This is a genomic window from Bifidobacterium castoris (assembly GCF_003952025.1).
GTDB classification, from domain to species: Bacteria; Actinomycetota; Actinomycetes; order Actinomycetales; family Bifidobacteriaceae; genus Bifidobacterium; species Bifidobacterium castoris.
In genome coordinates, this window is sequence record NZ_QXGI01000005.1 from 68,095 (window position 1) to 92,533 (window position 24,439).

General features: G+C 66.7%; 12 protein-coding genes. 2 read left to right on the top strand and 10 right to left on the bottom strand.

Annotated elements, in window-relative coordinates; genetic code table 11:
- Positions 1 to 506 precede the first annotated feature (506 nt).
- Both D2E22_RS06840 and eccB read left to right on the top strand, forming a co-directional pair.
- Entirely contained in the window at positions 507 to 1,844 is a 1,338-nt protein-coding gene (locus D2E22_RS06840) for an EsaB/YukD family protein (protein ID WP_126032355.1), read from the top strand.
- A 33-nt stretch (positions 1,845 to 1,877) separates the two neighbouring features.
- Complete coding sequence (gene eccB, locus D2E22_RS06845; protein WP_126032356.1) at positions 1,878 to 4,478, top strand: type VII secretion protein EccB; 2,601 nt, start codon at positions 1,878 to 1,880, stop codon at positions 4,476 to 4,478.
- 197 nt (positions 4,479 to 4,675) lie between these two features.
- On the opposite strand, the gene D2E22_RS06850 is transcribed toward eccB, so the two are convergent.
- The 10 genes from D2E22_RS06850 to D2E22_RS06895 form a co-directional block, all read right to left on the bottom strand.
- Positions 4,676 to 4,948: a hypothetical protein gene (locus D2E22_RS06850; RefSeq protein ID WP_126032357.1), complete on the bottom strand. Its 273-nt coding sequence runs from the start codon at positions 4,946 to 4,948 to the stop codon at positions 4,676 to 4,678.
- A 24-nt stretch (positions 4,949 to 4,972) separates the two neighbouring features.
- Positions 4,973 to 5,347 (bottom strand): hypothetical protein, encoded by a 375-nt coding sequence (locus D2E22_RS06855; RefSeq protein WP_126032358.1) that lies wholly within the window; start codon positions 5,345 to 5,347, stop codon positions 4,973 to 4,975.
- Positions 5,348 to 5,575: 228 nt separating this feature from the next.
- The gene (gene pepN / locus D2E22_RS06860) at positions 5,576 to 8,197 is read right to left on the bottom strand and encodes an aminopeptidase N (RefSeq protein ID WP_126032359.1); all 2,622 of its coding nucleotides are present in this window, start codon (positions 8,195 to 8,197) and stop codon (positions 5,576 to 5,578) included.
- Between the two features lie 71 nt (positions 8,198 to 8,268).
- A complete protein-coding gene (locus tag D2E22_RS06865) occupies positions 8,269 to 10,302 on the bottom strand; it encodes a ribonuclease J (RefSeq protein ID WP_241218277.1) in 2,034 nt (677 codons plus the stop codon).
- Between the two features lie 376 nt (positions 10,303 to 10,678).
- The gene (gene dapA, locus D2E22_RS06870; RefSeq protein ID WP_126032360.1) at positions 10,679 to 11,587 is read right to left on the bottom strand and encodes a 4-hydroxy-tetrahydrodipicolinate synthase; all 909 of its coding nucleotides are present in this window, start codon (positions 11,585 to 11,587) and stop codon (positions 10,679 to 10,681) included.
- A gap of 141 nt (positions 11,588 to 11,728) precedes the next feature.
- Positions 11,729 to 12,481 carry a 4-hydroxy-tetrahydrodipicolinate reductase gene (gene dapB / locus D2E22_RS06875; protein WP_126032361.1) on the bottom strand — a complete coding sequence of 251 codons (753 nt, stop codon included), beginning with the start codon at positions 12,479 to 12,481 and terminating at the stop codon, positions 11,729 to 11,731.
- 87 nt (positions 12,482 to 12,568) lie between these two features.
- Positions 12,569 to 13,948 (bottom strand): MFS transporter, encoded by a 1,380-nt coding sequence (locus D2E22_RS06880; RefSeq protein ID WP_241218278.1) that lies wholly within the window; start codon positions 13,946 to 13,948, stop codon positions 12,569 to 12,571.
- Positions 13,945 to 14,676, bottom strand: coding sequence for a GNAT family N-acetyltransferase (locus D2E22_RS06885; protein ID WP_164518450.1), 732 nt, complete (start codon positions 14,674 to 14,676; stop codon positions 13,945 to 13,947). Before D2E22_RS06885 ends, D2E22_RS06880 begins: the two co-directional genes overlap by 4 nt.
- A gap of 280 nt (positions 14,677 to 14,956) precedes the next feature.
- Positions 14,957 to 19,447, bottom strand: a complete 4,491-nt coding sequence (locus D2E22_RS06890; RefSeq protein ID WP_164518451.1) for an ATP-dependent DNA helicase — start codon at positions 19,445 to 19,447, stop codon at positions 14,957 to 14,959.
- Between the two features lie 2 nt (positions 19,448 to 19,449).
- Positions 19,450 to 24,411: a PD-(D/E)XK nuclease family protein gene (locus D2E22_RS06895; protein ID WP_126032364.1), complete on the bottom strand. Its 4,962-nt coding sequence runs from the start codon at positions 24,409 to 24,411 to the stop codon at positions 19,450 to 19,452.
- Between the last annotated feature and the right edge of the window lie 28 nt (positions 24,412 to 24,439).

Sequence of the window (24,439 nt, forward strand, 5' to 3'; positions counted from 1 at the left end):
ATTGCTCAGTTATGCCCTTGTGGGGCACTGGAAACGTTGTCACTAGCGTTTGATCAGCATTGCGAAGTAGCTCCGCAACGCCTCCCATCCCTAATGGTAGCCACATGGTGATGCGACATGTTGGAAAGGTAACACATACACGCGCGAATCACCAAATTATGCTCATTGCGCATTTCAAAATAGAACCAGTCATCTTCCCTGATATCATCCACATCTCGTCATAATGGTCCATATCCTGCATAACAATACTCATCGGGCGATTCTGCATATATCGTATAATGGAGCCCGACGCTTGGGAGATCAGAGCAAAGGGGCAGCAATTGAAAAGACAACGACCAACGGCACCGTGCCCGCCAAACCAACCTTTTCCAATGACATCGTTGTCACCCACCGCGATCGCGCCCCCAGCAGCGCCTCCAATGCCAATCGGCCCGGACAACGCCATCGCTCCACCCGTTCCAGTGCCAGCCCCATACGCCGTCGGCCTCCCCATGCAGGAGCCATCCATGCCGGCGCCGGAACGCGAGCGCATTCAAGTGACCATATCCTACAAATCCCGCGCCATTACCGTGGATGCCGGGCCTGACTGCATCGTCGCCGACCTGATTCCGGATATCGCACGCAAACTCGGAGCGCTCGACCCCACGATCGTGCACGGCGGCTACACGCTTGTCACCGAAGACGGACGCACGCTCTCCCCTGCGCAAAACCTCCCCTCCCAACAGGTCACCGACCATGGTGTACTTACATTGCGCCCAGGCGTTCTCGAGGATAATGAGATCGTCTACGATGATGTCGTGGAGGCTGTCGGCGACAGTGTCGCCAAGGTCTATCGGCCATGGACGAACGAGCAAACGACGATTACCTCACTCATCATCAGCACCGGCATGTTGCTCATGGGCGCGGGAATCCTCGCCACCATCGCACCGTCCATCCTCACCGCTTCGTTGGCGCTCGGATTCGCCATAGTATTGATTGCACTCGGCGCAGCGCTCAATGCACAGCGACTCAAAGTGCAATCACTGACGACATCCCTTGTCGCTGCGGTGTTTGCTGCAATCGGTGGATTCCAGCTGGTCATGACGCTTCATCCGCAACCCTTCTATGCGGGCGCGGCCCTTGCCGGAGGCTGTCTTGGACTGTTCCTCATCGGAATCGCACAGACCTTCCTGTGCTCGTCGACGCGCCCCTACTCGCTCATCCCCATCGCCATCGGAACCGTCATCCTGATTCCGTCGGCGCTCAGCATGCTCATCCCCTCCGCACATGTCGCAATATGGATCGGTACCGCAGCGGTCGTCGCGGTCATCGGAAATCTGATGCCTTGGATATGCCTTTCATTCTCTCGTATCAGTGTGCACAGCCCACAGTCCGAAGCCGAGATCTTTGAACTTCCAGAAGCCGTGGATATCAACGATGTTCGCTCTCGATACGTTTTCGGTTCCACGCTGCTCTTCATCGCCCGCATCGCCGCAGCCGCGTTATTGCTCATCGCCACTCCGCTGCTTGCCGCACTTCCTTCCCCTTTCGCTGGATGCATATGCGTCGCGGCGTATCTCGGGATGCTCATCGGATCCAGGCAGATTTACACCATGCAGGAGATGATCGCCACCGTCGGTGCCGCCGGAGCCGGACTGATCATCACGTGTCTGGCCTTCGCTTCGGCACATGGCCAATATGCGCCGATACTCACGATCTTCCTGATTTGCTGCGCGTTGCTTGCCATCGTCATCACTTATCTGACACATAAGCAATCGCTGTTCGCGACGCGTGTCGCCGATGCCGCGGAAATCATCTGTCTGGTCGCCATATTACCGCTCGCATATCTTGCGATCATGGCCTGATGTCCAGTTCGATCTTCCACCATAAGGAACCACATGGCCAGTAAGAAAGACCTCTCTGAAGCCCAAAGCTACTCACGCCGACGGCTCGTCACAGCGTTCACCAGCGGCATCCCGGACGGTCGTGAACTTGCTCCCAAAAAGAACCAGATACCGGTCATCGTCGGTATCGGATTGACCGTCATCGCCATCATCATCGGCATCTTCTATGGCTACATGAAACCGTCGCTGCCCTCCAATTGGGAAAACAACAAACTCATCGTCACGAAGAGCTCCGCCGCACGGTACGTAAGCGTCAAGGGCAGACTGCATCCGGTCATCAACGCCACAAGCGCACGATTGATGATTCCGTCCTCCGACTTCGAAGTCATCACCGTGGACGACGACCAGCTTTCGGGCATACCAATCGATTCCACATTAGGAATTCTCGGCGCCCCGGATTCCCTGCCGGCCTCACATGATCTCGTCACTGGAACGATGACCAGTTGCGCACAAATCAACGGCGTCAACAACATATTGACCTCCGAACAGCTACCGAAAACCGCCTCCGATACAGCGATTGTGGCACATGTTGACGGCGAGGATTACCTCATCACCGATTCGAAGAGATACCATCTTCCCAAGGACGCCGAACTGCGCGACGGGTTCCTCCGCGCGCTTGGCGTTCCGCAGACGGCACGTATCTCCGCCCCCATCCAGTGGCTCAATCTCTTTACGGAGGCAAGCGCGTTCGAACCGCTCACCATGTCCTACGACCATCTTCCCGCGAATCTGCCGGATGGCGTGAAACCGGGCACGATCGTCACGCAGCAGTCGGACAACACCCAGACGAAGTACGTCGTGACCTCCGAAGGAACCATCAGTCAGCTCGATGATTTCGCATTCAATCTCTATTCGGTCGGCAAGACCGATCTGCAGACGATCCCGACCTCATTGGGCACCACTGCGTTCCAAGGTCTCAGGAACGCAGAAGCCTCCCCGTTGCCTGACGACTGGCCCAAGCATAAGCTCACCGCAGTCAATGAGAATCAACAGATGTGTGCGGCACTCCCATTGAACACCACGGATGAGCATCAACATGCTCAATTCGTCACGATGGCTCCGGATGCCTCACCATCTGGCACCTCCACGGATGCGCAGCCCGCATCGACGTTTTCGGCACGGACACGCTTCCAAGGCGGCAGCGGCGCACTCGTCCGCACATCGATCGGAGACTCCGACTACGGAACCATGTTCGCCATCGATTCCACCGGAACCGCCTATCCGCTCCCGTCTGCCGATGAGGAGCTGCTCAATCGCCTCGGATACTCCAGTTCCGACGTTCGCAACATACCTCGAGCATGGATTGACGTCTTCCCGACGGGCGTAGCACTCACCATGCAGGCCGCCGGCTCGCCGCCGGAGCGCAATGGCACGGCGGCGGCAACGAGCCTTGATGACACCGAAGGCGAATCATCACAGTCGAATACGGCCACATCGTCAGCCGATGACAATGCGGCCGCGAATGCACAATGCCGTGCCGGCATCAAGAACTATGTCACGGAACAGCCTTGGACGAACGAGCTGTATGAATACAGCACGGTGCATCAATATGCGACCGGCAAAGGTGTAACAGTCGCGGTCATCGATTCCGGCGTAAACACGGCAAATCCACATTTTCAAGATGCAATCGTGGACGGCACGTCCTATCTCAAGAATGATATGGCGAACGGCGCAGAGGACGTGTACGGACACGGTACCGTTGTGGCGGGCATCATCGCAGCGCGGAAAATCGACGGTTCGACCGTTCAGGGGCTCGCCCCCGATGCGAAGATCATGCCGATTCGCGTCTTCGACTCAATCAAGGAGGAGCAGGGGCGGACCACGGGAGGCCCGAGGCTCGAGACCATCGCCGAAGCGGTGCATCTTGCCGTGGATCGAGAAGCGGATATCATCAACATCTCAATGAGCGACAGTCGTGACGTACCGGCGATGCGGGAAGCCGTCGACTACGCAGAATCACATGGTGCGCTTATCGTTGCGTCCGCCGGTAATCGGCAGACCACATCCGACACCACAGGAGGGTTGCGCTATCCGGCGGCATACCCGGAAGTGCTTGGCGTGTCTGCCGTCAACACGAATCTGCAGGTCACCGACGACTCGTTGCATGGCGCCCAAGTGGATGTGGCCGCCCCCGGAATGAACATCGCATCAACGATTCCGGATGGGGTTGATTGCGTATTCGCACAAGACGCACCGGCTTCGAGCTATGCGACGGCATTCGTCAGCGCGCAGGCGGCGCTTATCGCCGAAGCCCATCCGGACGAGACCCCGGCGCAATGGCGGCAGCGCATCCGCACGACGGCGAACCGTCCGCATCCGGATCAGCGTGATGACATGGAAGGGTGGGGCGTCGTCGATCCGATAAGCTCCATCTCGGTTCAGCTTTCAGACAATCTACGCGGACCGAATGCACAAGGACAGGCGCCAAACCAGCCAATGGCGCTCGCACAATCCGATGAGGCCATCACCCTCACAGCCGTTGAGGACCCTGATAAGCAAGCAAAGACCATTGTCGGCGTATCCGCAATAGGCACACTGGTTATGGCGGCGGTATCGGGATTCATCGTTCTCGGCAGGCGAGACGCCGTTTCATGACCTCATCATCATGTTTGACGACAAACAAGGAAGCGGAATGACGAAAAACACTCGTGAGGGTGTGCTCTCTTATATTTATGTATATATATGGGAACACACCCTCGGGTGAAGGGAACAGACGGCACATCTACTCTTGCTCGAAGCGCAGCGAGTCATCCCGATACGTGTAGGGGCTATGCCTCATCCGCCACTCATCCTCATGGGTCAGAGGAAGACCATGCTTCTTCAAATACCCCCCTATACCCTCGATCCCACATGATGCCAGGAGGCACAGTGACGTTGGGCTTGATATCCAGATCATACACTTCTTGGCCCGTCGGATTATACACTTTGGCCGCCGCCTCATAGCCCATTCTTAAGGCTTTTCTTGCCCTGAACAACTTCGGCAAGAAAATGGCCGACATCAGCAGTGCGAACAAACACAAAAAAAGACATATATCAAGTATCGTGTTCCTTGTTGCTGATCTCATTATTGGCATACCTTTCTATATTCGCTATTTGATGTGATTATATCTTGAATGCGTGGCACGCAACAAAGCATTGGTCGCATCTTCCTTGACATAGGGATTATTGGTCAATAATTTCATATCCTTATCATCAGGAGCCAAGCCCCTGGAACTCAGATAATCCATGTAACCATTCTCCCAAGCCCAAGCCAGAGTTCTATTCCCGCAAGGTTCCACCGTTATGGCATTGACATCAGCAGATGGATCACCATGCATTCCCGCCGCCCGTAAATACCCTTCCTGAATAACGCGCATGCTTTTTCGAGTCCGATGAACCGGTTCCATAAAGTTTGAAAGCAGAACAGAAATACCTAAAATCGCAAACAAAAAAAGCATTATATTAGATAATATTTCAGCAGCCATCAATGTATTCCTTTAATTATAGTGCTCGAACGCACGGATTTTATCCCATCCCCACCCATGGGGAATACAATTACGCAGCGTACCAGTCCCAGAGGATTCGGCACATCCCACCTTTGCGATGAATCCCCTAGATACCTTGTATGATCAACGATTTCATCCGGCTGACAGCGAAATCAACGAGGGTGCGCCCCTAGTCATTCAGGAACACACCCTCATGTGAATGGACGCTCAGTTCTCGGTTCCAGTGACCGACGTGTTGAACGCGGCGACGTCGCGCGTGCGTTCGGACGCCTCGACATTGCCGCGAACGATGCGCTTGAGCGCGTTGTCCGCGTCCTTGTGCTCGTCGAGCCACGCGTTGCCGGCTTCAACAAGTTTTGCAGGATCGGCGAAGCCCGGATAGAGGCCCTCGAGCAGCGCCTCGGCCATATGGAAGGACTTGTTCTCCCAGATCCATGCCGCTTGGTCGAAGTAGGCGTCCACATACGGGTCGGCGAGCGCCTGGCTCGGCGTGCCGGCGAAGCCGCGCGCGACCTCCTCGAGCTGGCTGTTCGTCAACGCGTCGTTGTGCAGCGCCTGGTCCCACGCCCAACGCTTCGCGTCGGCGGTCGCGCGCACGGCGCGGGCGCCGTAGGCGAATTCACGGTTCTCAGTCGTGTCGCGGCGCTTGAGTTCGGCCTCGATGTCCTCATCCTTGATCGCGTTAACGGACGCGAGCGCACGCACGAGCGACCAACGGAAGTTGTTGTCGAGTTCGAGTCCTTCGAGCACGAGCGAGCCGTCGAGCAGGCCGCGCACCGTGTCGGCGAACGCGCTGTCTCCTTCGACGCCGTAGCTGAGGTAGGCGGAGGCGAGCTGGAACTGCATGTCGGAGCCGGCGGGCGCGTCCTTGGCGAGCGCGAGCAGCTGTTCGGCGACGTGGCGTGCGATGCCGGCGCGCCTGTCCGGGTCGGTGTAGTGCCAGACGGTCGTCGAAAGCGTCGCGAGCGCGTAGCGGAAGGTCGTCGATTCCGTTTCGGTCGACAGCAGCCTGAGCGTCGTGTCGATGAAGTCGGTCGCGGCGAGTTCGGCGTCGCGGGTCATGTCCCACAGCGCGAGCCAGACGACGGCGCGGGTGAGCGCGTCGTCGAAGCGCTGCAGGTTCGCGAGCGCGAAGGCGAGCGAGTCGTCGTCGAACCTGAGCTTCGTGTAGGTCAGGTCGTCGTCGTTCGCGAGGATGAACGCCGGCTTCGCCTTGCCTTGCGCCGGCACGTCGGTCGTCTCGCCGTCGACGTCGAGTTCGATGCGGTCGGTGCGCACGATCCTGCCGGTGGCTGCGTCCTCATTGTAGAAGCCGACGGCGAGGCGGTGCGGGCGCAGCACCGGATGCGCTTCGGGTGCGCTCTGCGTGAGCGTGAGCGTCGCGATCGTGCCGTCGTCGGCGCATGCCACGTCGGTCGCGATCGTGTTGATGCCCGATTCCTCGAGCCATTTCTCGCTCCACGTCTTGAGGTCGCGGCCGGAGGTGCCCTCGAGTTCGGCGAGCAGGTCGTCGAGCGTCGCGTTCGAGTAGGCGTGGCGGTACAGGTAGTGGTTGATGCCTTCGAAGAACTTGTCGCGGCCGACGTAGGCGACGAGCTGCTTGAGCACGGAGGCGCCCTTCGCGTAGGTGATGCCGTCGAAGTTGACGTAGGTGTCGTTGAGGTCGTTGATCGGCGCGACGATCGGGTGGGTCGTGCTCAGCTGGTCCTGGTTGAGCGCCCAGCTTTTCTCGCCGGAGCAGAAGGTCGCCCATGCGTCCTTCCAGTCGGTCGCCTCGGCGGTGGCGAGCGTCGACGTGAACTCGGCGAAGGATTCGTTGAGCCACAGGTCGTTCCACCATTTCATCGTCACGTAGTCGCCGAACCACATGTGCGCGAGCTCGTGCAGCACGGTGACGACGCGGCGTTCGGCGAGCGCGTCGGTGACCTTTGACGAGAAGACGTAGGAGTCGCGGATCGTGACCATGCCGATGTTCTCCATCGCGCCCGCGTTGTATTCGGGCACGTAGATCTGGTCGTACTTCGCGTACGGGTACGGCACGCCCCAGGTCTTCGCGTAGAACGCGAAGCCTTTCTTCGTGATGTCGAACAGGTAGTCGACGTCCTTCGCGAAGTCGTCTTTGAGCGCCTGGCGGCAGTACTGCGCCATCGGGATCGTGCGGCCGTCCTCGTTCTCGTAGGTCGTGTGCCATTCGGCGTACGGGCCCGCGCAGATCGCGGTCAGGTAGGAGCTCATCGTCGGCGTCGGCGCGAAGGTCCAGCGCTTCGTCGCTTCGGCCGGCTTGTCGGCGAGCGTGCCGTCCATCGTCATGCGGTCGAGGTCCTCGACGGCGGCCACCGGCATGTTCGACGTGACGATCCACGACTTCGGCGCCGTCACCGTGAAGTTGAAGACGGCCTTGAGGTCGGGCTGGTCGAAGACGGCGTAGACGCGGCGCGCGTCGGGCACTTCGAACTGCGAGTAGAGGTAGACGTTGCCGTCGGACGGGTCGACGCTCCTGTGCAGGCCTTCGCCGGTCGTCGAGTAGCGGCACAGCGCCGTCACGGTGACGGTGTTGTGTTCGGCGAGGTCGTTGAGCTGGATGCGGTCGTCGTCGAAGACCTCGTTCGGGTCGACGTCGGCGCCGTTGACGACGACCTTCGTCACCTCGTCGGCGATGAGGTCGAGGAATGTGCTCTCCCCCGGCTTCGCGTCGAATTCGACCGTCGACGTGGAGACGAAGGTCGTGCCGCCCTGCGTCAGATCGAGGTCGACGGCGTAGCGGATCGGATACTGCACGATCGATTTGCGTTCCTGCGCTTCGACGCGCGTGAGATTGGCTCCTGGCATAGTGCTCCTTGCTTGCTCTGCTTGGTTTCTGGCTGCCGCTGCACGTCCCGGGGCGCGCACGGCCGTGCACGTCAGTGCGTGTGGCCCTCCATCGCGTCCATGTCGGCGGCGATGTCCGCGACGACCGGGACGATCATCGGCTTGCGGTGCAGTTCGCGCGCGACCCAGCTGCCGAGCGTGCGGCGCATGATCTGCTGCAGCCTGTGGACGTCCTTCGTGCCGGTCATCATCGCGTCGCGCAGCTGCTCGACGATCTGGTGGCGCACCTTCTCGAACTCCTTCTCGTCCTCGGCGACGGCGTTGAGGTACACCTTCGGGCCGGAGACGACCTCGGAGGCGTCCGTGTCGACGACGGCGAAGCACGAGACGAAGCCCTCGGATCCGAGGATGCGGCGCTTCTCGAGCTCCTCGTCGGTCAGTTCGCCGACCGAGTCGCCGTCGACGTAGATGTAGCCGCACGGCACCGATCCGACGATCGCGGCCTTGCCGTGGTAGAGGTCGACGACGTCGCCGTCCTCGGCGAGCACGACGCTCTCCGGTTCGATGCCGGTCTTCACGGCGATCAGGCCGTTGGCGACGAGGTGGCGGTTCTCGCCGTGGATCGGCATCGCGTTCTTCGGCTTGACGATGTTGTACATGTACAGCAGCTCGCCCTCGTTGCAGTGGCCGGAGACGTGCACGGCCGCGTTGTCGCGGTTGACGACGCGCGCGCCGAGCTGCACGAGCTTGTTGATGACCTTGTACACGCCGTGCTCGTTGCCCGGGATCAGCGAGCTGGCGAGGATGACGGTGTCGAACTCGTTGATCGTGATGTCGCGGTGGTTGCCGTCGGCGATGCGGCCGAGCGCGGCCATGGGCTCGCCCTGCGAGCCGGTGCACATGTAGACGAGCTTGTTGTCCGGGTAGTCCTTCGCCTTCTTCAGGTCGATGACGGTGTCCTCCGGCAGGTGCAGGTAGCCGAGGTCGGCGGCGATCGCCATGTTGCGCACCATCGAACGGCCGACGAAGACGACCTTGCGCCCGTACTTGTGGGCGGCGTCGACGACCTGCTGCACGCGGTGCACATGGCTCGAGAAGCTCGCGACGATGATCTTGCGCGTCGCCGTCGCGAAGACCTGGTCGAGCGCCGGGCCGATCGACGTCTCCGGCTTGACGAACCCGGGCACCTCGGCGTTCGTCGAATCCATCATCAGCAGGTCGATGCCCTGCTCGCCGAGCTTGCCGAACTCGACGAGGTCGGTGACGCGGTGGTCGAGCGGCAGCTGGTCGAGCTTGATGTCGCCGGTGTCGATGAGCGAGCCGGCGGGCGTGCGCACGCACACGGCGAGCGCGTCCGGGATCGAATGCGTCACCGAGACGAATTCGAGGTTGAAGGGGCCGACCTTGAGCTTGTCGCGGCCCTTGACCTCGATCATCTCCGGTTCGAGGCGGTGCTCCTTGCACTTCGCCTCGACGAAGCCGAGCGTGAGCTTCGAGCCGATGAGCGGGATGTCGGGGCGCATCTTGAGCAGATACGGCACGCCGCCGATGTGGTCCTCATGGCCGTGCGTGAGCACGAGCGCGTCCACCTTGTCCAGCCTGTCCTTGATGTAGTTGAAGTCCGGCAGGATCAGGTCGACGCCCGGCTGCTCCTCCTCCGGGAACAGCACGCCGCAGTCGATGAGCAGGATGTGGCCGTTGTATTCGATGACGTTCATGTTGCGGCCGATCTCGCCCAGGCCGCCGAGCGGCACGATGCGCATCGAGCCCTTGCGGTACTTCGGCGGCGCGATGCGGTTCTCGTCGCTCGTGTCCGACGTGGCGAGCGCGCGCGTGCGCGTCTTGCCCGCGCCCGACTTCGCATCCCCCTTCGAGGCGGCCTTGCGGCTGCGCGTCGTCTTCTTCTCGCCCGACTTCGCGGACGCGGCCTTCGACGCGGCCTTGCGCGTGCGCGTCTTCTTCGCGCCGCCCTCGCCGATCGATTCGACGGCGAGCTCGGCCGCCTCGATCTGGTCGTCCGAACGTCGCGTCGACCGGCGGCGCGTCTGCGCGGCCGTGTCCTGCGCCGTCTGCGCGGCCTTCCTCTTCGATCCACGCACATGCGTGGCTGCTGCTGTCTCTGTCATGGTTTCTTTTGTTGGTTTCTCTTCGGTGCCGCCCGCCTATGCGTGCGGCGGGGCTTCATATCATCGTGTCCGGCGCCTGCGCGGATGCGCGTACGGCCCATGCGGTACGGCGACGAGGCGGATGGCCATCGGCTCACGATTGTCGTTCATTATGCTCACAGTGTATCGCCGTCGCGGACGGGGATGGCCGGCGCAGGGCTTGCTTACAGCTATCGGCGCAAACCATGCCGGCGGCGAGGACGGCGGATGCGCCCCTTCTTCGCCGATACGGCAACGCGATCGCACGCCCGCGTATGCGATCGCGCCGCCGTCATGCGCCGCCGTCATGCACAGTCATCATGCGCGGGGCGTCCTGCGTGGGATCCGCGTTCCGCGTTCAGTCGATCAGGTCGCTCGCCCGCAGGCCGTCGCGGACGGCCTCGATCTGCTCGGGCGTGGGGCCGACGTTCGGCAGGCGCATCTGCGTGCTTTCGAGGACGCCGCGCACATGCAGCGCCGCCTTCGCCATGACGGCCTGGAAGCCGGTGCCGTTCATCGCGTCGATCGCCGGCGCGATGCGGTTCGCGAGCTCCTGGGCGCGGTGGATGTCGCCGCGGTCGAAGGCTTCGGCGAGTTCGCGCATCGGATGCGCGGCCGCATGGGCGACGACGGAGATGATGCCGACGGCGCCGATCGACAGGAACGGCAGATAGAGCGCGTCGTCGCCCGAATACCACGTCAGGCCGGTCTCCAGGCGCTTGCGCACGGCGCCGGCGATGTCCCCGGTCGCGTCCTTGACGGCCTTGACGTGGTCGAGCTCGGACAGGTGGCAGTAGGTGTCGAGCGCGATGCGCACGCCGGTGCGCCCCGGCACGTCGTAGACGATGATCGGCTTGTCGGCCGACTCGTCGACGGCGCGGTAATGGTAGAAGATGCCCTGCTGCGAGGGACGCGAATAATACGGGCAGACGACGAGCACCGCGTCGGCGCCCGCCTCCTGCGTCTGCTCGACCATGCGCACCGTGTGCGCCGTGTCGTTCGAACCCGCGCCGGAGATGACTGGGACGTCGACGACCTCCTTGACGGCGCGGACGAGGTCGACCTTCTCGTCCATGTGCGTCGTCGGCGATTCGCCGGTCGTGCCGTTGACGACGAGACCGTCGGCGCCGTCGGCGACGAGCTGCTTCGCGACGCGCTGCGCGGCGTCGTAGTCGATGGATCCGTCGGCCTTCATCGGCGTCACCATCGCGGGGAGTACACGCCCGAAGGGGGCGGGATCGAGAAGATGCATTGTTCCGTCAGTCATAGCTGCAACGGTACTGGGCGGTTAGGACGCGCCCGGGGCCGTCCGCGCCGGGCGCGGGGCCCCTGAAACACCTACGGGGAGGCGGCCCCGCAGCAGGTCCGCCTCCCCGTAGGCCCATGGCGATCGGATCGCCCCGGCCGCTCACAGGTCGAGGAAATGGTCGAGGCCGACGGTCAGTCCCGGGAACCCGCCCGAGGCGACCTTGCGCACGGCGAGCAGCACGCCGGGCATGAACGAGCCGCGGTCGAAGCTGTCGGCGCGGATGACGAGCTGCTCGCCGGCGTTGCCGAAGAGCACCTCCTCGTGCGCGTTGAGGCCGCGCAGGCGCACCGCGTGCACATGGACGCCGTCGACGACCTGGCCGCGCGAGCCGCCGTCCGTCTGCGTGTTGTCCGGGACGGCGCCGAGCCCCGCCTTCGCGCGGGCCGCGCCGATGCCCTGCGCGGTGTGGATCGCCGTGCCCGAAGGCGCGTCGACCTTGTCCGGATGGTGCAGCTCGATGACCTCGGCCGATTCGAAGTACGGGGCGGCGAGGCGCGCGAAATAATCGGCGAGGACGGCGGAGATCGCGAAGTTCGGCGCGATGAAGACGCTCTGGCCTTCACGCGGCGCATCGGCGAGCGCTGCGCGCACCGCGTCAAGCTTGTCATCGGTCCAACCGGTCGTGCCGACGACGACGTCGACGCCCTGGCCGACGAGCGCGAGCACGTTGCCGAGCGCGACCGACGGCACCGTGAATTCGACGACGACATCGGTGTTCTCGGGCGTGATCTGCGTGAGGTCGTCGCCGGCGTCGAGCGCGAGCGCGAGTTCGGCGTCGGGCGCCGCGTTGACGGCGTCGACGACGTGCGAACCCATGCGGCCCTGTGCGCCGACTACGGAAACCTTGATCATGTTGCACCAGCTTTCTGCCTGTGGTTGTGGGGTTAGGGCTTGTTCCACGACCAGTGTAGCGGCCGGGGTGCGCGGGCAGGAGCCGCGTCAGAGCGTATCGCCGCTGTCGCGCTCGGCGTCGGCGTTCTTGCGCATGAAGACCCACCAGCCGATCAGGGCGAAGGGGATCGCGGCGGCCGTGTAGACCCACGTCATCATGACGCCGGCGTGCGAGTCGAGATGGTCGAGGATCATGCCGCCGAGCAGCGAGCCGAGCGACGCGCCGATCTGGCCGGCCGTCGACAGCCACGACAGGCCCTCGGTCAGCGACCGCTCGGGCACCGTCTCGCGCACGATCAGGTTGCCGGTCGCGAACAGCGGCGAGACGACGAGGCCGGCGAGCAGCTCGACGGCGCCCAGAACGAGGTAGTTGTCCATCGTCGCGCGCATGCAGGCGAAGCCGACGGCGAGGATCGCCAGGCAGACGATCATGCGCCGCCAATGCGGGCCGCGGTGGTTGCGCGAGCCGAAGTACAGCGCGCCGATGCACGATCCGGCGGCGATCATCGCGAGCTGCAGCCCGAGGAAGCGGTCGAGATGGTCGTGCTCCATCGCCGCCGTGATCGAGACGTCGAAGGTCGTGAAGCTCATGTTGAAGCAGATGAACGTGAGCATGAGCGGCAGGATGCCGGCGTACAGCAGCACGTTGCGCGTCGCCTTGCGCGACGACGCGGCGAGCGAGTTGCGTTTGCGCTGCGGATCCTGCGGCGCGGCGCCCTGCGCGCCGTCGTCGAAGTCGCCGCGCGCCAGGCGCAGGTCGGGGTCGTCGGCGGCGACCGGGTTCGTCTCGACGACGCGCAGCACCGGGGGCTCGGACCTCTTGAGCGAGAAGAAGGCCGTGCCGCCGACCGCGCAGGCGGCGGTCGGGACGAACAGCTGCGAGACCGGGTGCACGGACGTGGCGAGCGTCGCCGCGAGGATCGGGCCGAAGATGAAGACGATCTCGTCGATCGCCGATTCGAGCGCATAGGCCGTGTTGAGCAGATCCATGTTGCCGGTGCGTTCGAGCAGATACGTCCAGCGCGTGCGCACGAGCGCGCCGAAGGAGAACTGCGTGGCGCCCATGACGAGCGCGAGCACGAACAGCAGCGGGATCGGCACGCGCGCGAGCGCGCTGAACGCGAACACGAGCATCGCGACGACCTGCACGGCGAGCGCGACGCGGCCGACCCTGCGCTGGCCGAAGCGGTCGAACATGCGCGCGTAGAACGGCGTGACGGCGGCGACGGCGAGGATGTAGGCGCCGCTCATCGAACCGGCGATCGTCCAGTTGTCGTACAGGTGGTTGAGCGCGAGCACGATGCCGAGGCTCATCATGCTCATCGGCAGGCGCGCGAGCGCGGCGGACGCGCAGAACGCCTTCGCGCCGGGCAGCGCGAACATGCGCGCGTACGGCGAGCGCGGCTTCGTCGTGGTCTGGCCGCTCATGCGCCGCGCACCTCCGTGTCCTCGTTCGGGTCGACGGCGCCGGCGAGCGCCGTGTCGGCGAGGTCGGCGCGGTAGATGAACTGGTCGTCGGTGTTCAGTCCCTCGGCCAGTTCGGCGTCCTCGGGATGGTCGGCGGCGATGCGTTCGGAGGCGCGCGTCAGGCCCTTGTGGTCGTAGAAGCCGTAGTCGCAGCTTGAATCGGTGTGCAGGAAGAACGCGCGCACGCCGTCGGCGCGCAGATGGGCGAGCAGCCGGCGCCACAGCGCGCCGCCGACGCCGATGCCGCGCGCGTCGGGGCTGACCATGAACAGTTCGAGTTCGGCCTGCGTCGTCTCGTCGACGTCGGCGTCCTCCTCGAGGATGCGTTCGCGCACGAAGAAGCCGTCCTCGAACATCGTGACGACGGCGGCGCCGCGCGGGTCGGCGACGATGAGGGCGCGGACGCGTTCGAGCTCGTCGTGGGCCCGGGAGAACAGCGTCGGCGCGCCGGCGACGCGCGCGAGCGTGATGCCGGCGAGGACGCCGTCGCCCGTTTCGGCGAGGTTCGACCATGTGCTCGCCTCGAGGTAGTGCAGTGTCAGGTAGCGCGCGATGAGCGGCGCGAGAGGCGTGCCGGCGATGCCCTCGCGCTGCGGCCAGACGCGGTCGAAGCAGGCGGCGACGGCGTCGAGGTCCTCCCAGCGCATCGGACGGTAGTCGACGTGACGTGCATTGTTGTTCGCATCCATGTGCATTGCTCCTTCATTCATCATGCATTCGCATTGCGCATGTGTGCCCGCCCACGCATGCCGTGGCACGGCTTCCGATCGCGCGCACCCCGCAGTGCGTTCCCCTGCGCCGGACCGGTTGACCCGGGTCCCGGATGCGCGCGGCGCTGCCGGAGCGTGCCTCCGGCGGCGCCCGTGCCGTCAGCGCATCAGTGTAGCCAGCGGCGTCGATTGCGGCCGGCCGCCATGCCGTCCGCGTACGGCGGCGTGCCGCGGGCTCCGCGGCGCCCGTCAGGCGGCCTCAGGCGGCGTCGTCATCGTCGAAGGCGATGCCTTCGTGGATCTCGCGGATGATCGTCGCCTCGTCCTTCGGCTCGGCGTCGATCTGGCGGTCGGCCTCCTTCGCTTCGGAGACGTAGTACAGCGCGCCGTCGACCGCATCGAGCGGCACGCCGCGTGCCTTGGCGAGCATGAGCCGGTAGAAGTCGAGCTGGCGCAGCTTCTCCTCGACGTCCTTCGCGTCGCGCGGGCGGCGTCCGGTCTTCCAGTCGACGACGGTGAGGCGTTTCGCGTCGTCGTGCGGGTCGAGGCCGCCGACGAAGACGGCGTCGAGCTTGCCCTGGACGAGGTTGTCGACGCCGTCGATCGCGACGACGATCGACTCCTCGGCGGATTCCGGCAGCCGCGACGCCCACGGCGAATCGATGAGCCGGCGCTGCCAGAGCGCGAAGCGGCGCGCGTCGGCGTCCGCCGGCGTCCCGTCCGCGAGCGCATGCTCGACGTCGGCGACCATCCGCGTGCGCGCGGCGTCGTCGCCGTCGAGGCCTGCGCGCACGAAGCGTTCTGCCCATGCGTGCAGGCGCGTGCCGTCCGCGGCCTGCGGCGAGCTCATCGCCGGGATCGGCCGCAGCACGCCGGCGACGAGGTCGAGGTCCCGTTCGGCGCGGCTACGGCGTTCCCTCTCGTCGACGGCTCCGCTTAAGGCCTCCCCGTCCGCGGCGGCGCGGCCCAGGTCCGCGCCGCGCTGCAACGCCGTCGCGTTCATGCGCTGTGTGCGCAGGGCGCGGCGCGCCTTGTCCTTGAGCAGCGCCAGCAGCTGGTCGGCCGGCATGTCCGGCAGCGCGCCGAAGCTCGGGTCGCTGATCAACGCCAGCGCGTGCGCGACGAGCGAGCCGGCGCGCACGCCGTCCGGCCCGGGTTCGGCTTTGCCTGAGCGCTCCCAGTCCTCCATTTTCCTGCCGATGCCCTCGACGCCGACGCGCAGCCGCTCGGCCAGCGCGTCGCTCAGCGCGAAGGGCCACGGCCGGGACACGGCGTCCGCGCGCTCCTCGATCGGCGTGTTCCATGCGTCGCCGACGACGGCGTCGGCGAAATCGCGCGCATGCTCGCCGACGAAGTAGCCGGCGGGGCGTGCCTCGCCGATCTCGTCGAGCGTCCATGTCGCCGGCGCGTCGTCGCCGACCTCGTCGTCCGCGAGCGCGAACGCGCATTCGCATGCCCGCTGTTCGAGCTCGTGCGCCCGTTCCCCGAGCGCTTCGAGCTCCTCCTTGGGCAGGCCGTCCGCATGCGCCTGTTCGAGCGTGCGCTTCGCCTGCGCCGCCTGCTTCTTCGCGGCGCGAGCCGTGTTGTAGCGGGCGATGAGCGCGGGGCGGCGCATCGAACGCGTCCACTGCGCGTCGAGCGCGGCGGCCTCGTCGCCCGTGTCGCCTTCGCGCGCCGCCTCGACGGCATCGACATGCGTGGAGGGGTTGAGCATCAGCGAATCGTGGACCTCCCTCCAGAACATCGACGAGTCGTTCGGCGCGACGGCTTCACGCTCCTCGGGGTCGTCCCATGCGGCGTATCCGGCGGCGCAGGCCACCGCGCGCACCGCGGCGGCCGTGCGCGGCGAGGCGGCCGCGTCCGACATGCGCGCCATCGACGCGTCCTCGCTGTAGGTGAGCAGCGCCTCGTCGCGGGCGCGCGTCAGCGCCACGTACATCAGGCGGCGTTCGTCGGCGTACAGCCGCCGGCCGAACTCCTCGGTCTGCGGCATCGTCCACAGTTCGGCGTCGCCCCACAACGCGTCGGCGTTGCGCGGGAAGCCTTCGTCGTTGACGATGTTGTATTCGCGCAGGCTGCCGAACACGTCGTCGTCGAGCAGTCCGACCTCGTCGTCGGCGGCGAGCGCGGCGATCGGATCGTAGTCGTTCGAGCCGGCGATCTTGCGCGCGTCGCCGGGGAAGGCGGGCAGGATCGCCGCGTCGGAGCGCACCGGCACCGGCACGGCGGCCGGGTCGGTGATCCAGGTGTGCGCCTGCGCCTTGTAGTCGGGCGGCGTCCACGCGCCGAGCATGTCGAGCGGGTCGTCGGCCGTCTCGACGCCCGGACGGTCGGCGTATTCGACCTTGAGCCGCTCGCCCTGGTTGGACGGGAACTTGTTGCGCTGCAGGCCGACGACGGCGACGGCGTCCCATTCGAGGCCCTTCGACTGGTGCACCGTCATCAGGATGACGTCGACCGGCGTGTCAGGCATCGGCGCGGCGCCTTCGTCGACGGAGCGCTGCGCGTCGATCCACGACAGGTAGCCGCGCAGCGTCGGCGTCTGCATCGTCGCGATCTCCTGGACGTAGGTGCGCACGGTGCCCAGCAGCGCGTCGATCGACGCGCGCGTCGCCGCGACGTTCGCCGTCGCCTCGCGCCCCATGCCCCGCCGGCGGCGTTCGGCGTCCGCGACGAGCATGTCGACGTCGAGGTCGAGCGCCTCGACGGCGGCGCGCATGACCTCCTCGATAGGCCCGTAGGCGACCCGGCGCACGCGCCGCAGCACGGCGCCGGCGTGGTGCAGCGCGCGTTTGCCGGCCTCGGAGATGCGCGAGCCTTCGATCGTCCCGTCGGCGTCGTCGTCCATCAGCAGGTCGGCGGCGAAGACGGCGTTCGGCACCTCGCGCGCGTGGTCGCGCACGGTGCGCCGGCGCGCGGCGGCGTCCGCCCCGGCCGCCTGAGGCCCTGCCACGACGCCCGCCTCGACGAGCGCGCGGTAGCGGTAGTCGACGTTGCGTTCGTCGGCCATGCGCGCGAGCCTGCGCAGGTCGGCGGCGCCCAGGCCGAAGCGCGGCGTCGCGAGCAGCCGCATCAGCGACGCGGCGTCGGAGCGGTCGGAGACGACGTGCATGAGCGCGAGCACGTCGAGCACCTCGGGCTGTTCGAGCAGCGACGACGTGCCGACGGCGAAGGTCGTCAGCCCCGCCTCCTCGAGCGCGGCCTGGAAGTACGGGATCTGCGCCTTGCCGCGGAACAGCACGGCGACGTGCGGCTTCGTGCCCCGCGGCCCCTCGCCGCGCGCGGCGCGTTCGGCGTCGTCGCGTTCGTGTCTGGCGATCGCATGCTTCGCGAAGCGCACGACGCCGTCGATCTCCTGGCCGCGCGTCGCGTAGCCGAGGACGCCGAGCGTGCCCTCGTGCACCTCGGTGTTGCCGTCGCGGGGGATCGACAAGGTGCGCACATCCACTTCGCGCACCCGCACGCTGCTGCCGTCGTGCGCCTGGTCGCGCAGCGCGGCCGTCAGGTTGTTCGCGGCCTCGAGCACGACGACGGCGTTGCGCCGCGTCTCGGACAGTTCGTACGGCCGGTAGTCGTCGGGCAGCCCGAAGGAGCGCTGGAACAGGCGGAAGGCGCCCGGGCTCGCGCCTCGCCACGCGTAGATCGACTGGAACGGGTCGCCGACGGCGCTCACCGCCGATTTGCCGTCGGGCCCGCAGAACAGCTTCGCGAGCAGCATCGCCTGCGTCGTGGATGTGTCCTGGTATTCGTCGAGCAGCACATGCGTGTAGCGGGCGCGGTAGCGTTCGCCGATCGACGGGAAGCGGGTGACGAGCTGGTAGGCGGCCACCGTGAAGTCGCTGAACTCGGCCATGTGGTTGCGCCGCTTCGCGTCCGTGTACAGCTGCACGAGCGTGAGCAGCAGCTCGCGCTTGACGGTCGCCTCGCGCATCTGCTTGATGTGGAACTGCTGGATGTGGTCGCGCCAGTGATCGATCTTCTCGTTCGTGCGCGCCGCCTGCGCGTACGGTTCGCCGTTCGCCTTGACGCGGCGGTCGTACTGGTATTTGCTCAGCCGCTTCGATTTGGCGCTCAGGTCGGGGACCGACGGCGCCTCGTCGCCGACGGCGTCGAAGTCGACGCCCATGGCGTCGATGCGCTCGAGGAACGCGCGGTCCCATGCGCGGATGCGTGCGATCGCCTCGTCGACTCCGTCGCAGTCGCCGCCGATCATCGAACTCGCGATGTTCGACGAAAGCGCGAAGACGGCGTCGACGATCGCCGTGAAGCGCGTGAACGCGACGCCGCTGTCCTTGACGACGTCCATATGCTCGCCGACGGTCGTCGCGATGAGCTGGCGCGCGCCGGCCTCGCTCAGCGGCTGCGTCTGCTGGTCGAAGCCGACGAGCAGCCCGTACTGGCGCACGATCGACTGGAAGAACGCGTCGTAGGTGTACACGTCCGGTTTCATGAACATCGACGTCCTCGCGCGCGCGTCCACGGCCGCCGAGACGCGCGTGAGCAGCTCGGAGGCGGCCTTCTTCGTGAAGGTCAGGCCGAGGATGCGCTCGGGCGGCACGTTGTTCGGCTCCGCGATGAGCGCGATGATGCGTTCGGTCATCGTGAAGGTCTTGCCGCTTCCCGCGCCGGCGACGACGAGCAGGTCCTCGTCGGCGGCCGCGTCGATGATCGCCCGCTGCTGGCGGCTCGGCGTCTTCTTCGCCGGGCGCCCCGGCTGCGGTTCCTGCGCCTGCGTGCGCTGCATGCCCATCGTCACATTCCCTTCGTCTCGTACACGGTCTGCATCTTCTCGGCGCATGCCGGGCAGATCGGCTTGTCGTGGCAGTACCTGACGTGCTCCGGCGTCGGATGCGCGTCGATCGTCGACGCCAAGCTCGCGGCGGCCGCGTAGAACACGCGCGCGATCATCGTCAACGACCACACGAGCAGTTTCGATTCGCCGCGCGCGCTCGCCGCCAGCATCCCCCAGACCTCCTCGTCCACACCGTCGGGCGGCTTGATGTCCCCGAAGGTCCTGATCTGCGGGAACAGGCCGCCGAGCTTCGCGATCGCGTAGGTGCTGTTCGGGTCGTCGCGCCGGCCCACGTCGCCGGCGTTGAGCGCGTCGCCGGCGAACAGCGGCTCCTGGTAGTGCATCTCCGCCTTCGACTTCTTCGCCGACGGATAGGTCACCTCGGCGACGTCGAACAATGCGGCGCGCGCGACCGGCAGCCGCGCTCCCCGCGCGCCGGCGCCGCCGTCCTCGACGTGCGGGAAGCGCATCGCCAGCTGGTAGCACACGAGCTGCAGGTCGCTGAAGCTCTCGGCGCGCCCGTGCATGCGTCCGGTCTTGTAGTCGATGAGACGCCAGCTCAGCGCGCCGCCCTCGTCGCGGCGCGTCTCGCGGCGGTCGATGCGGCCGGCTAGGCGGATGCGCATCCGATGGTCCCATTCGCACGGCCATCCGCCGATGAGCGCTCCCATGACCGCGGCGAGCTGGTCGGCGTCGAGCTGCAGCTTCGTCGCGTCGTTGAACGCCGCCGTGACGTCGGCGAGCGTGAAGGACGCGTCGAAGGAGATCTCCGCCTCGGCCTCGACGAGCCTGCCTACCGTCGGCAGGCTGCTGTGCGTGTAGCGGCGCGGGTGGCGTTCGGTCTTCGTCTTCTCCTTGCCGTTGCGGCCGATGGAGGTCACCGTGACCTCCTCGGTCGACTCCGGCCCCTGCTCGTAGATTGGCAGGTTCGAGCGCACGAGGTAGTCGGCCGCGTTGAGCAGGGTCCGCCGCGTGCGTTCGTCGCGCAGCGTCGCGTCGTAGCGTTCGTCGGCGTCGCGGATCGTCTCCGGGTCGATGCGCAGCGTCTCGTAGTAGGCGATCATCTGTCCGGCGAGGCGTTCGGCGCGCCGGCGCGCGACCTCGTCCCACGTCGCGTAGTCGGGCGAATCCGATTCGCGGAATCGCGCCTCGAGCTGCGCGTCTCCCAGGTCGAGCCGGTCCTGGTAGTCGGGCATGTCCCATCCCATCCGCGTCGCATGCTCGAGCACGGCGTGCACGATCGAGCCGTAGTCGAGCGTGAACGGCTGCACGGTCGGCCCGAAGAACTCGCGTTCCATGCGCGCGCACACCGGGCATCCCCACAGCGCGTCGACGGCGGACGGCGACAGGGTGACGGTCGGCGCCCCGCCGGCGGCGTCCGGCGCGTCCGCCCCGTGCGACGCGGCCGCCTCCCCATGCCTCCAGGGGATGAACGGCACGTTCGAGATGCTCGGGATCGTAGCGCGCAGCAGGCTGCTGCCGTCGCCGCGACTATGTTCCACGCCGCGTTCCACAGCGGTGTTCGTGTTGGCGCTCGCCGCGGCGTCGGCGGCGGACGCGGCGTCCTCCCCCGGCTTGCGCTCCGGGCGGTATTCGCCCCACAGGCCGAGGAACGGCCAGTTGCCGGGGCCGGCGTCGGCGTAGCCGTTGACGGCGAGCAGGGCGAGCGCGTCGATGGCGTCGTCCACCTCGGCGTCGTCCACGCCGCCGTCGGCCGACGCCGCGAGCCGTGCGCGCGCGAGTGCGATGAGGCCGCGCGCGTCGGCGTCGAGCGCCAGCCCGTCGCCGTCGCCGGGCTGCGTGTAGACGCGCGTCTCCGGCTTCGCGTCGCGTGCGCGGTCGAAATGCTCGGGCATATAGCCGTAGAGGAACTCGGAGGGCACGGCGTCGTCGTTGAGCGTCGCGCTGACATGCGCCTGCACGTCGGCGCGCGTCAGCGCGACGAGGAAGCTCTTCTGCTCGGTGCCGAGCACCTCCTGCAGCGCGATGTCGCGCTGCCCGGTGCGTTCGCCGCGCGTCATGTCGAGTTCGCCGTACAGGCGGATGTCGACGAGGTCCTCGCCGCCGAACATCGTGTTGCGCGCCGCGAGGTTCGGCCATACGCCCTCCTGCACGCCCGGCAGCCACACATGGCGCCAGTGCCGTCCGACGGCGCCGGCGGGCGTCGTCAGCGTGACGGCCTGGTCGAGCGGCGCCGTCCTCGCGAGCGAATCGGCTTCGATCTGCAGCTGGCGCACCTGGTTGATGAAGGTCGTGATCGACATCGTGCCGCCGTTGCGGTCCACGTAGTCGAACAGGCGCATCGCCACGTCGAGGCGGTCGTTCGCGGCGCGCCCGACCGGCGTGTTGAACAATGAGAGGCGCTGCCAATGCGCGGCGACGTCGCACACGCCCCATGCGGCCTCGAGCGCGAAGCGCGGCCGTGCGGCGTCCTGCGCCGCCAACGTGCGCAGCTGCCGCGCGATCCGGCCGACGTACTCCCACAGCCGCGCGAAGCGGCGCGCGGGCGCGTTGCGTCCGACGTGGCGGCGGTCGCCGGCCCCGGCGCCGCAGATCGAGGCGACCGTCTCGACGACCTTCGGCGCGCCGTCGTCGGCGAGCAGCAGATACAGCGCATCGACGCCGAAGCCGACGTCGTCGCCGTCCTCGTCGCCGAGCACATGCACGTTGCCGGCGGCGTGCGCGGCGGCGGCCGCGTCGTGCAGCGCCGTCCACATCCCGCGCAGCTCGCCGAGCGACGAGCCCGCGGCCGCGCCGCCGGCGGCACCGTCGACGTCCGCACCGCCCTCACCGTCTCCGTCGGCCGCGTCGCGCGCGTCGTCGGCGATCATGTCGAGGGCCTGCGCGGGGGCGGCCGCGTCAACCTCGGCGCAGGTCTCGGCGAGCGTGTCGAGCGCGGCGCGCGCCGGATCGGCGGCCTCGTCGTCATGGACCTTGCGGATCAGCTCGGCGCGGTCCTGCACGTCGGCGATCGACTGCAGCGCGCGCATCGCGGCGTCGATCATGTGCATGTCCATCGGATGCGTCGCGTCGTCGTCCGCGCCGTCACGCCGTTTCGGCGCGACGTCGAGCAGCGGGCTCGCGACGATCGCGCGCACACGCGAGCGCACGAAGGCGGCGAGCGCCTTGAGCGGCGTCGCGCGCCCCGCGACGCCGTCGCAGCGCAGCTGCGCGAGTTCGATGAGCGAGAACAGGCCTTCGACGAAGGGCTCGTCGGCGAGCGGACGCGTCACCGACGAGAAGCGCACCGGGACGCCGTCGCGGCGCAGGCGTTCACCGTAGGCGCGGATCGCGCCGTTGTCGTGCATGATGACGGCCATGTCGTTCCACGGCGTGCCGTTGAGCAGATGCTCGGTCTTGATGTGCCACACGACGTCGTCGCCCTCCTCGACCGGCGTGCGGTAGAGGGCCGCGAGCACCGAGTCGTCGGGCGTGACCGGCGCGATCGGGTAGGCGCCGGGCAGCGCCGGCATCTTGCCGGGCCGCTGCGGCATCGGCGCGAGGCCGTCCTCGCTCGTCGCGACCGACAGGCTCACGCGCGCCTGCACGGTGCGCAGGTAGTCGTCGTCGCCGGCGTCGGCGAGCACGAGCCGCGCCGGGCGCAGATGTTCGTCGATCTGCCTGAACAGGTATTCGGGGTACGAGCCGCGGAACGACTGCACCGACTCGTCCGGATTGCCGGCGAGCACGAGCCGCACGCCGCGCGCATGCAGCGCCTCGAGGAAGCCGAAGCCGGCGAGCGTCAGGTCCTGCACGTCGTCGACGATGACGATGCGCGGCAGGTCGCTCTCGTCGAGCGTGCGGACGGCCTCGGTGCCGGCGACCTGCAGATAGCTGGCGTCGAGCCGGTACTCGTCGGGATGGGCCGCACGCATCGTCGCGATGTATTCGGCGCGCAGCGCGTATGCGAGCCGCCACTGGATGCGCAGCCGTTCGCCGCGCATGCCGCAGCGCCCGACGGCGGCGAGCATCGCCTCCTCGCTGCCTGCGCCGGCGCCGACCTCGTCCATGCGTGCGAGCATGTCGCGCAGCTGGGCGACGAAGGCGGCGCTGACGCCCTCCTCGAGCAGCGCCTCGGTCGTCACGGCGCCCGACGGGTCGTCGTCGCCCATGGCCGCGTCGCCGTCGGCGACGAAGGCCGCCCACCGCTCGTTGCGGAAGTAGTCGCGCAGCAGGCGGCACGTGCCGCACATGTCGCCCGAACGCACATGGTCGAGATGCACGGCGAGCACGCGGCGCAGCAGCGCGTCCTGCTCGGCGCCGTTGAGCAGCCTCGGCGCCGGCTCGCCGTCATGCGCGCGGCGCGCGGCTACGAGGCGGAACGCGAGCGCGTTGAGCGTCGTCGCCGGACGTGTGCTCGTGCTCACGCCGACATGGCGGATGAGTTCGGGCGTGTAGTCGTCGGCGAGCCGGCGGTTCGTCACGGCGAGCACGGCGCCCTGCGCGCCGAAGGCCGTCATCGCCTCCTTCGCCGCGTCGATCGCGAAGGACGTCTTGCCGCTGCGCGGCGGCCCGACGACGAGGACGGCCGGCGTCTGCCCGTTCTGCGGCGCACGTGCGTCCCGCGCGTCGAGCGCCGCGCGCACCGGCTCGCTCATGAGCGCCTCATGCACCGTCCGGCGCACCGCCGCCTCGGCGCCGCCCATCCGCCGATCGAGGTCTTCCGCGGCCCGTGTCCGGCCGTCGTGGTCCCGTTCCCGCATCATCGTCTCCTCCGATTCGCTCGCTGCCGATTCCCGCACCGCGCCCCCGTTCCCCTCGATTGTCGCCTTCATCCGGACGCCGACGTCGGCGTCCGGTCCGAAAACCCCAGCATACCGTCCGCGCGGCGCACGCGCCACCGGCGCGGCGCCGGAGCGGATCGCGGCCGGGAACATCCGCATCGTGAATACAAGGCCCCGCTTGACCACCGTTTCGGCCATTATTATGCACTAGAGGAAACTGATGATG